At 41.9% G+C, this 11,274-nt stretch carries 8 protein-coding genes; 7 read left to right on the forward strand and 1 reads right to left on the reverse strand.

Annotated features, from left to right (window positions below; translation table 11 throughout):
• The first annotated feature begins 219 nt into the window (after positions 1-219).
• The 5 genes from ABTV71_RS08250 (at position 220) to ABTV71_RS08270 (ending at position 8,790) form a co-directional block, all read left to right on the forward strand.
• Positions 220-3,675 carry a SusC/RagA family TonB-linked outer membrane protein gene (locus ABTV71_RS08250; protein ID WP_433902865.1) on the forward strand — a complete coding sequence of 1,152 codons (3,456 nt, stop codon included), beginning with the start codon at positions 220-222 and terminating at the stop codon, positions 3,673-3,675.
• 7 nt (positions 3,676-3,682) lie between these two features.
• Positions 3,683-5,179 carry a RagB/SusD family nutrient uptake outer membrane protein gene (locus ABTV71_RS08255; protein ID WP_433902866.1) on the forward strand — a complete coding sequence of 499 codons (1,497 nt, stop codon included), beginning with the start codon at positions 3,683-3,685 and terminating at the stop codon, positions 5,177-5,179.
• Positions 5,180-5,269: 90 nt separating this feature from the next.
• The gene (locus tag ABTV71_RS08260) at positions 5,270-6,472 is read left to right on the forward strand and encodes a redoxin domain-containing protein (RefSeq protein ID WP_433902867.1); all 1,203 of its coding nucleotides are present in this window, start codon (positions 5,270-5,272) and stop codon (positions 6,470-6,472) included.
• A gap of 7 nt (positions 6,473-6,479) precedes the next feature.
• Positions 6,480-7,679: a redoxin domain-containing protein gene (locus tag ABTV71_RS08265; protein ID WP_433902868.1), complete on the forward strand. Its 1,200-nt coding sequence runs from the start codon at positions 6,480-6,482 to the stop codon at positions 7,677-7,679.
• Positions 7,680-7,716: 37 nt separating this feature from the next.
• On the forward strand, positions 7,717-8,790 hold the full coding sequence (locus ABTV71_RS08270; RefSeq protein WP_433902869.1) for a redoxin domain-containing protein: 1,074 nt from the start codon (positions 7,717-7,719) through the stop codon (positions 8,788-8,790).
• A 113-nt stretch (positions 8,791-8,903) separates the two neighbouring features.
• Here the strand turns inward: ABTV71_RS08270 and ABTV71_RS08275 are convergent, their stop codons facing one another.
• Complete coding sequence (locus ABTV71_RS08275; protein ID WP_433902870.1) at positions 8,904-9,164, reverse strand: hypothetical protein; 261 nt, start codon at positions 9,162-9,164, stop codon at positions 8,904-8,906.
• 441 nt (positions 9,165-9,605) lie between these two features.
• Between ABTV71_RS08275 and ABTV71_RS08280 the strand changes: the two genes are divergently transcribed.
• On the forward strand, positions 9,606-10,130 hold the full coding sequence (locus ABTV71_RS08280; RefSeq protein WP_121126811.1) for an RNA polymerase sigma factor: 525 nt from the start codon (positions 9,606-9,608) through the stop codon (positions 10,128-10,130).
• A gap of 83 nt (positions 10,131-10,213) precedes the next feature.
• The gene (locus ABTV71_RS08285; RefSeq protein ID WP_433902871.1) at positions 10,214-11,272 is read left to right on the forward strand and encodes a FecR family protein; all 1,059 of its coding nucleotides are present in this window, start codon (positions 10,214-10,216) and stop codon (positions 11,270-11,272) included.
• Positions 11,273-11,274: the final 2 nt, after the last annotated feature.

The following is an 11,274-nucleotide window of genomic DNA, read 5'->3' on the forward strand; positions in this document are numbered from 1 at the left end:
CAGCTAAAATACCCGATAGCCTATGAAGTAAAAAAAGCGACAAAAAAGATAACGTATGGACAGTAAAAATAATCAGGAGCGTTGGAGCGCTCCCGATCATGAAGTTAGCCGTTATCAAATCATCTTGAAAACTCATTTAATACCTAACTAACCAAACAAATGTATAAAATAATTAAAAAAGATGTGCATCGGCTTTTTAGTCGAACGAAACCCTACATTATGAAAATTTCACTGACAACCATCAGCTGTTTTTTGGTCTGTCTACAGATAAGTGCTACGGCTCTCGCGCAAAAGGTGACACTGAAAAATAAGAGCATCACACTCAAAGAGGCTTTTCGCGAAGTCAATAAACAAACTGGTTACCATTATCTGTGGTCTGCAAAACGGGTCAATAGCAATACCCGAATTGCCATTGATATAAAAGACATGGAGTTGGATCAAGCCATCCGGCAGATTATTCATGGTTTACAGCTGAGCTACAAGATACAGGGTAAGCTCATCACCATCAGAGAAAGAGAAAACACCCCAACAGTATCTAATCTTGCGCAAATAGACGATAATGGACAACAAGAGACGATAACAGTTAGGGGGCGGGTGGTCGATTCGCTGGCTAGGCCCCTCATTGGCGTAACCATCAGGGTCATTTCGGCAAATAAACATGTTATAAAGGATTCTAAATCAGATAGCCATGGGGAAATCATTATCGAAAGCGTACCAAAACAAAGTTTTTTGGAAATATCGCTGCTTGGCTACCGTCGCCTTAATCTGGCTGCGACTGAAAATATCGGTACAATCAGGATGGATGTTCTTGCTGAAAGCCTCGAAGAGCTTGTCGTGGTGGGATACTTGACCAAACGGGCTTCTGAAGTGACCGGCGCGGTACAATCTGTCAAGGGTGAAGAACTTCGTAACAGCGTCAGCACCCCCAATGTGCTATCGATGCTTAAAGGGAAAACGACGGGTCTGTATATTACGGAGAGTACCGGAGAGTCGGGAGCAAAAGGTCAGGTGATTGCAAGGGGACAATCGTCAATGACCACCCCTACAAACAATTACCTCGGTCCACTGATTGTTGTCGATGGTGTGATCACCAATTATCAGTCCTTACAGGATGCGGTCAATCCGGCTGATATTGAAGATATCAGCGTGCTAAAAGATGCTGCATCTACAGCTATTTATGGATCCCGGGCTGCACAGGGGGTCATTGTCGTGACTACGAAACGGGGACAGGCTGGTAAAAGCACAGTGGAAGCGCGGGTGCAGGCTGGGGTAATACAGCCAGTAAGGGACATCCGGTTTATGAATACGACCGAACTTATTGATTTTATGGATACGCAGATGAAACGCTATTGGGAGCAAACTCCTTCCATAAGGACGACATTTCCGAACGTCGCCGATTTTATTCGCGAACGCCGCGTCTATACGGATGAAGATCGTACGCGTAATTTCAATTGGGAAGATAAAATTTATAGCAATGGAAATTTTACCAATACAGAAGTAGGGGTACGTCATGGTACCCATAAAACTAAATTTTATATGGGAGTCGGGTGGTTTAAGGAAAATGGAGCATTATATGATAATGGTTTTGACCGAAAAAATATAAGATTTAATATTGACCATGCTATTTCAAGTAAATTACTTGCACGTATCAATGTAAGCTCTATTATTGACCGGATCACCAAACGCAACGGGGTGCCTGAATTATATATGATCCAGCCATTTATGTATCCGTATGATAATGCCGGCAATCTATTGGACAGTCTGCCTGTGCGACAGTCGAGTAATTATGGACCTGCTTACACAACATGGACGCAAAATTTTCTTGCGGAAACGGGATATGATAATACGAAGCTGACAAAGGTACAAAATCATTTAGCCAGCATAAGTCTGCGGTATAATATACTTCCTTTTTTAAGCTTTCAGACTTCCAACTCGCTTAATTTTGTAGGCACCAATGTCAATTCTTACTTAGATCCACGTTCATTTTCCGGAAAGTATGGTGGATACCCTTATTTATTCTCTCCGACAAGTGCAGTTTTACCTAATGGAACGCTAGAGATTGATGATACTAAATTCGTTGATTACCTTATGTCCAATACATTGAATTTCAACAAGACAGTCGGCGGTAATCATGTTATCAGTGCGTTGGTAGGACAAGAATGGGGCAAAAGGACCACAGAAATCATGGACATAGACATGTATAATGTATTGCCCAGTGAGCGGAATATGGGGGCCGCACAAAATTTTGGAAGTGTGATCAATGTGGCATATGGATTTCCTTACAAACCATCGGGAAATTATCAGGAACGCGCCACCTTTTCGGTATTCGGGCAGGCTGACTACAGCTATGCAGGCCGCTATATGGCTTCAATTTCCGTTCGTACGGATGCGACGACCAATTTTGGACGCGACAAACGATACGGTACTTTTTACTCGTTCAGTGGCGGATGGAATATATCCAAAGAGAGCTTTTTTAAAAACATTAAGGCTATTGATAATTTGCGCCTTCGCGCTTCTTACGGTACATCTGGTAGAGACCTGGGCGACGGATACCTAAATACGACATTTTATTCGGAGACAGCTCGATATGAGCAGGTCGATAATATCGGCGCAGTGATCACGCAATTGGCTAATCCGATGATTTCTTGGGAGACACTTCACAACAGCAATATCGGTCTCGATATCGCACTTTTAAAGAATAGGATTAATTTGTCTGCGGATATCTACCACAAACGTAGTGATGGTCTATTACAGCAGGTCAGTTTGCCTTCTGCACAGGGTGCATTAACACAATATCAGAATGTTGGACAGATCGTTAACCGGGGTATCGAAGTATCGTTGAGCACGCATAATGTAAAGTCTGCTCATTTCAACTGGCATACCAGTTTTAATTTTAGTTACAATAAAAATAAGCTTACCAGACTGTATCAGGATTCGCTTTTGGATTCTTACTCCAGATCATATTATCGAAAAATTGGCGAAGATATCAATGTGATCAAAGCGATCCAATTTGCAGGCATCAATCCTGAGAACGGTAATATGCAGCACTATAATTTTGATGAAAAGGGTAATCAAATAATTGTGGAAGGTATTGGGCAAGTGAGCAACTTGGCCAACTGGCAACGGGTAGGGCAGGCTACGCCACGCTTTTTCGGTGGATTTACCAACAGCTTTCAATACAAAAATTACAGCTTAAATGTCGAGTGGTGGTTTCAGGTGGGCAACTATACCCAAATGTCTTTAGTGAATAATTTCCAGGCTCCAACTGCGCCTAGGCTCGGCCGTAATAATGTTGTTTTTGCCGATAATCAACATGTCTGGCAGGGGCCCGGGGATATGCAAGCGAATTATCCTGATGTATTCAGCACCGATCCGAATGCATGGACTGCACTCACCTATCGTTCATCCAAAATGTGGGGGAATGCAAGTCATGCCCGTTTGCGCAATGTCAGGTTCACCTATAGCTTGCCTAACGGCGTGTTAAAAGCCTTGAAGCTAGCTCGCGCAGATGTTTTTGTTAGCGGCGATAATTTATATGTGATCAAGCATAAGGATTTTGTAGGCGTAGATCCGGAAGGAGCCGTCTTAGGAGGGGTAAACACAAGCTATGGTGGGGCGGGTACCGGTTTTGCCAATCCAAGAAGGTTTTTACTCGGGATGCAGCTGACATTTTAATTTGTAAATGATGAAAAATATTCAATATAACAATAGACAATTATATACATTACGATATGTTGTTCTAATCGCACTGACTTGGTTAGGTCTTACATCCTGTAACAAACAACTTGATGAGCTCAGGCCGCATAATGTCATTTTTGAAGAAAGACAATTTGATACGCCGTCTGGCTATTCAAAAGCAGTGTCGGGTATTTATAACCTAATTGCTGTTGGGTCAGAAAGCGCAATAGGGGTTGGTTTTACGGACTTGCAAATTTTTCTTTCAGAGGCCAGGGGAAATACCATACGTGCCCTTGATGCGGAAGTAAACCGGAATACTGACCTATTTGACTATATTAATTCTTCAAATAGAGATCTCTCCTATACATATGCTTTTTGGCGTAATAGCTACAACGTTATGTTGCACATTAATAAAGTGCTTGCCAACGTGAAAGACGACGAAACTAATCCAGTAATTCTGCAGGCAAAGGCGGAAGCATTATTTCTTCGTGGTTATATTTACTTTAATCTGGTCCGTTTGTATGGAATGCCATTCTACCAAGGTAATGGAAATTCGCTCGGCGTGATGTTGGTGGTCAATGATGAATTTGCACCGGGCCTCGCACCCAAACGGGCAACCGTCGCTGAAATATATGAGCAGGTCGTATCCGATCTGAAGACTTCGGTCCCATTATTTAAACAGCAGAAATCCAATAGTTACGCGAGTAGTTCGTCGGCAGAAGCACTATTGTCCCGGGTAGAACTCTACAGGGGCGGTACTTTTTCGTTACCAAATAACGAAGCGAATCAAAAAGCCTTTGAATACGCTGATAAGGTCATTCGTCAAGGGGGCTATGAACTTATACAAGGAGATGCCTTTAAAAAATATTACGATACGGACAACCTGAACAACAAAGAAGACATATTTGCTATTAATGGTGAATTTATGAATGGTTTGATTGCCAACCTCTTTAAGATGCCTTCTCAAATAAATTATACAGGTGGGCTCTATCGACCTTCACCTTATCTTCTATCCCTGTTTGATGAAAAGGACCTTAGAAAAGCATTCTATGTCGAAAATATAACACCGGGCTTTCCAGAGGATCACTTGGCATGCAATAAATACAATATTGGCTATGCTTCTTTATACAGCCGTTCTCCGTACCGTTATCTAAGATTAGCAGAGATGTATTTAAATAGAGCCGAAGCATCGGTCAAATTGGGAAAAAATGCTGCGGCTCTTGCTGATGTAAACATCATCAGGAAACGTGCCGGATTGACTGCGCTTGAGAACTTAGCGGGTGAGGCGCTGTTCAAAGAGATTTTAAAACAGCGTAAAATCGAACTTGCCTTTGAAGGCCATGCGAGTTATGATGAATTTAGAAACGGTCTTTCAATGGTACGCGATTATGCATCGGGCAAATCTTCGTCTATGACGGTACAACCTACCGAAGGAAAAATACTGATGAAGATCCCTGATGAAGAAATTGCGAGCAATCCAAACCTCGTGCAGAACCCATAACTATAATTGACACCAACAGAATAGCAGATATGCCTGGCTTAAAAAGTATTGACAGGAATAAACAAAAACTAAAAATTAAAGAGATAAAACATGAATACTAGCAATAAATTTATAGCGCTTATGGCCGTAATGATGACTTCGTTAACCGTGTCAGCCCAAAAGAAATTTGTGATTAACGGACTGGCCCCAGAGCTGAACGGAAAGTATGTCCATCTGTCTTATGGTACGGGTAACGATAATCAAATAAAAGACAGTGTCGTAGTTGCTAACGGGAAGTTCAAGTTTACGGGAGCCGTTGCCGGGCCAACATTTGGCTATATCAGCTTGGGCGGGCAGGCACTTTCGTTTGACAATATCTTTTCAGTTGTTCTTGAACCTACAACAATGAAAATGACGCTTGATCCGGACAGTATAAATAAAAGCATACTTACCGGATCAAAAGAGAACGATAAGTTAAAAAGCCTCGATGAGCAAAAGGCACCGATCAATAAAGCCATGGAGCCGTTGCGTGCAGAGTATCAGAAGCGCAATGAAGAATATGCCAAAGCAAGCAAAACGCTAAAAGAAATGGAAAAGAAGGTAGAGGCAATGAAAATTGATAACTATGCTTTCCGGGACAAGTTTGAACCTTTCCAAAAGCAGCAAGAAGAAATAGACCGCGACTTTATTGCGAAAAACCCACAGTCTATTGTATCTGCCTATCTGATGCGTTTTAAGATATCGGGGATGACATTGGCGGAAGCTGAAAAAGTATACCATTCTTTCACTTCCGACGTAAAAAACAGCAGTTATGGAAAAGAGGTCTTTGATGAAATCAAAAAAATGCGTAGCGGGTTTCCAGGGAACCCGGCCTATGTCTTTTCGAAACCTGACATAGATGGTAAACCTCTTAGTTTGGCAGATTACAGGGGCAAATATGTGCTACTCGATTTTTGGGCGAGCTGGTGTGTGCCCTGTAGACAGGGAAATCCACATTTGATCAGCGTTTATAATAAATATAAAGATGCCGGTTTTGAGATCATCGGTATTTCTGATGACGACCGTAACGAAGCTGCCTGGAAGAAAGCGGTGGAGCAGGATCAGATACAGATCTGGAAACATGTTCTTCGTGGACTTAAAATGGAAAACAACGTCATCGACCGCTCGCAGGACATATCCGAACATTATGGGATCCATACGCTTCCCACCAAAATATTGATTGATCCCCAAGGCGTTATTATTGGTCGCTATGGTTCCGGAGGCGGATCTGATGCTGATCTTGATGCAAAATTGAATGCAGTTTTTGGTAAATAATTTACAGATGAAGGCAATAAAAATCATAATACAAATTAGCTTACTATTGGTGGCTGGGCCACTTTTCGCGCAGTCCAAATCATTTACGCTAATTGGAAAAGTAGCTGGAAAAGCGGATGGTTATATCTACCTCTCGATTGCAGACGGCGAAAATGGACGGATGGATAGCATGCAGTTAAATCAAGGGAAATTTGTCTTCACAGGACAGCTCGCCTACCCCACGCAAGCCGAAGTTTTGATGGAAAAAAAGAGCGAACGCTCAGCAAATAAGCGTTTACCCCTTATTCTTGAGCCCGGAGAGATGACGTTAACCATCGATTACAACCAATTTGGGCTAGGCGAGCTTAAAGGCTCTATTTCCAATGCGGAACAAGAAATGCTGAATAAAAAACAAGCCAGCATCCGGATCAATATGCAACCCGCTCAACAACACTATAATCGTGTGGTGGAGAGATACCTGGCAATAAGAGAACAGAAAGATACGGCATCGTCAAAAATTATACGGGCTGAAATGAATGCTGTTCAGAAAGAAATGGAGCCATTTCATGCACAAATTCGTGCGACCGAGGATCAAGTATTGGAACATTATCCTAACGGATTTACCGCCGCAAATCGACTGATGTATGCAGTAGGCCAGTTGCCGGTGGAAGAGTCTGCGAAAAGATATGAAGCCCTCAGCACTGGAGCCAAACACAGTATCGCAGGTCGTTATGTCCAATCTAAGATACAGGCCATTCGCCGTGGGTCTGTGGGGGTAAATGCGCCCGATTTTACAAGTACAGACATCAATGGTATCCCATTAACTTTATCGGCTCACAAAGGCAAATATGTATTGCTGGACTTTTGGGCAAGTTGGTGTGTACCTTGTCGTAAAGGAAATCCACATTTACTGGCCCTTTATGCTAAATACCAGGAAAAAGGCCTTGAAATCATTGGCGTAGCATCTGATGATGGGAATGAAAAGGCATGGCGAAAAGCTGTCGAAGATGATAAGATTGCTGTATGGAAGCACGTGTTGTCAGGACAAAATATCGAGAAATTACGAAAAGGAGAGCGGGATGATAATTACATCGGTGGTCAATACGGCATATCTACATTACCAACAAAAATATTGATCGATCCTCAAGGCCTAATCATTGGACGCTATGGTAGTGGCGCCGGCACGGATGTAGACCTCGATCAAAAGCTCACTGAAATATTTCGATAGACATAACAGGATTATGATCACATATAAAAAATATTAAATGATAAACAAAATTAAATTAACGGCAGGATTACTAGTAGTGACCTGCGCTGCATGGGCTCAGAAAGCGCAGCTCAACGGAAATATTAAAGGATTAAAAGATGGGGAGATCGTCTTTTATAGATCAGTAAACGGAGCGCCCAAAATGGACACCGTTCAGACTAAAGGCGGCCAGTTTACCTGGTCAGCAGCAATCCATGAACCGCAGAAAATTTCCATCATGTTTCCAGAACGGTATGTTGAATTTTTTGCAGAAGCAAAAAATATGTCTTTAACCGGAACGGCAGAAGAATTAGACAAACTACAAGTAAAAGGATCTTCCCTACAAGACGAAGCCGATGCCTATCAAAACTCTTTACAAGATATAACAGATCAGGAAAATCCGCTCTATCAACAGTATGGAAAAGCGACCGCGGAAGAAAAAAAGCAAATTGAAGCGAAGATTAGTAATTTCAGAAATATTAGAAGGGAACGCGCCGCAGAATATATCAAAAAGTATCCGTCCAGTTTTTTTAGCCTTAGTTTAGTTGCTGACCGTGCTATGGTGGGTAAGTATGAAGACATTCAACCCTTATATGCCATATTATCAGCAGCGATGAAAAATACCATGCAGGGAAAAGCGCTAGCCAATAGATTAGACATATTAAAACGTAGTGCTATCGGTACTGCAATGTTAAATTTTTCGCAGGCAGACCTCGACAAAAAATTAGTGTCATTCTCATCGTTTAAAGGAAAATATGTACTCGTTGATTTTTGGGCAAGCTGGTGTGGGCCATGCCGGCAAGAGAATCCCAACGTCTTGAAAGAATACAATAAATATAAAGATAAGAACTTTACGGTTTTGGGTATTTCACTGGATGATAATGAAGACAAGTGGAAAAAGGCCATTAAGGACGATGCGATGCCCTGGACTCAGGTTTCTGATCTAAAAGGTTTTAATAATGAAGTCTCTTCTTACTATGGTATTATGGGAATCCCGAGTACCTTGCTTGTTGATCCCAACGGTGTGATTATTGCCAAAGACCTACGTGGTGAGACATTGAGTGAAAAACTGAAGGAACTTTTTGATAACTAAAAAGATAAGATATCGCGGACTGGATTCGATTGATTTAGTTATGACAAATAAAAGGACGGACTTTCGCCGGCCGTCCTTTTATCCTATGCACATTCGGCAGACTGGAAATAAATCTATTTGACTTCCTTTATAGACTTGGCAGTGATATGCATGACACCGGCCTGGTCTTTCCAAAATTCTCCTTTGGCTTGGATCCTATCACCAATATTGTAACGTTTGAATGTTCCACCTGATTTCTGGAGATTGACAATACTTATGGTTACAATCGAAATTGCACCCTTTTTATCCTTAACGGTTGCCATATATCCATCTTTTCCGTTTTCAATGGCGGCAATGGTTCCTATAACTTCTTGTTGTGAAACTTGTTGTTCCATATGAACTGTATTCTTCTGACTAGAGCATGAACTCGCACTCGCCAAAATAAAAATTCCAATAATTCCTTTAATAAATATCCTATTGCTCATTTTTTGTTTTGTTCGTGTGTTAAAACTACAAAATATTGTGGTGTAATCCAGCTGTTAAACAATTTTTATACGAGCTGCATCTGCTTTACCAGATCAAAAGTCGATGGTGCCATATTTTTTTCGGGGGCACGCTGCTGTATGCTGAACAGCTGGTCCTGAGTGGAAGCGTTGTTTTTCAATGAAAACAGGCATGAAGGAAAGAAAGTTGCCTATGCCATGGACTGGGAATAGCCATTCAGGGTCCAACTTAAATAGCCATGGTTCCTTAGGAATTCATGTTTTTTATGAAAGGCATTAATTTACCAAACCTTTATAAAAAATTAACATTAGGCCCGTTAATTTTGGAGCAGCATGGAACATATCAAATCCATTAAATCCGATAATCAGAAAAGTTTCAATCTAGTTTATGAACAATATCATACACAGATTTATGGTTTTGTGCTCAAGCGGACACAATCGGAATACATCGCCCAAGAGGTTACACAGCTTACATTCATTAGGTTATGGAATCAGAGAGCGAAGCTGGACGAGCAACGTGTTATTCTGGTTCAGCTTTTTGGAATGGCAAGACAGGTAATGATAGACTTATTACGTAAAGAAGCGGCCAGATTTAAATATGAAGGCCAGACTGCTGTTACCCCATTTACAGATAGTCTGATAAACTCCGTTGAAAGTAAGGATCTGCTCCGTATCATGGAGATGGATATCCAGAATATGCCCAATATGCGTCGAAAAGTTTTTGAACTCAGCCGTAAAGAAGGGCTTTCACACAAAGAAATCGCCGCCCGCTTTTCCATTTCCACCAAAACAGTGGAACAACATATCAGCAAAGCACTTTTGCAGCTTAAACAGCACCTCTATACGATTATGTTATAAGTCCTTAATATTAAGAAAACCTTACCTGTATTAAATAATTGTTAAGAAGTAGGGGATAGGGCTTTGGCCTGCGTAATAGGTATATGAAGCAGGATAAAAAGCAGGATAACATCCGAAAGAAGATATGGAAAATGCCGTTCTTAATAAACGGTCTTTTCAAGGACGAAGATTGGGCGCAATTCGATGGAGCAAAGTCCGATAAACAGATTCCTGGGGATAAAATGCTGTCATTCATCCAGAAAGAAATTCTGGCAGCGGAGCAGCGGAAAGAGCGGAAGATCATTCGTAAACATAGGGTCGTTCGTATGTTGCGTTATACAGCGGCAGCAGCGGTTCTTGTGTTTTTTTCCTTTCATTTTATCAGCCAGTGGACCAAAGAGGAACCTGCTCTATCCAATAAAGGGGGGGCTGTGGCGCAACAGCCAGCTGCAGACAAAGATACCAGCTGGACGCTAATTGAAAATAAGAATCCACAAAGCATGCTGCTGGACCTACCTGACGGGTCCCGTGTGCGGTTATTTTCTCGAAGTCATATTCGATACACGAAAGAATTTACAGGCAAGAGCAGAGATATACAGCTGGTCGGTAAAGCTTACTTTGATGTCGCTTCTGATCCCGGGCGCCCATTTTCTGTGTTTGCCGCCGGGACTAAAACCACGGCGCTCGGTACTTCCTTTACGATTAATACTTCTATGCAGAATAAAGCCGTGACCGTAGCCCTACATACAGGCAAGGTGCTTATATCCTCTGTCTCTAACCGTTTCAGGGAGGTATTTCTGAATAGCCCCGGACAGAGACTGTCTGTGAACAGACGGGGGCTTACAACCGTGGAGATACCGCGTAAAAAGCGTATCGCAAAAGAACCTGATCTTTCAGCACCCGAGCTGTTAAACCTGAAAAATACCCCTATGCCTATCGTGCTCCAGGGGCTAGAGAATGCTTTTGGACATAAGATCCATATCGCCGATCACGTGATTTCCGAGATTCATTATACAGGAGAGATCGATATACACAAAGAGAAATTGAAGGATATCCTGACAACAATCTGCCTGATCAATGAATTGCGCTATGTCACAAATCCCGATGGAAGTTATACCCTTTATAAACAGGAAAAAACGAAAACCGAAAATTTAAACAACTAACA

Origin of the sequence: Sphingobacterium puteale (assembly GCF_050986225.1) — a bacterium.
Lineage (GTDB): Bacteria > Bacteroidota > Bacteroidia > Sphingobacteriales > Sphingobacteriaceae > Sphingobacterium > Sphingobacterium puteale.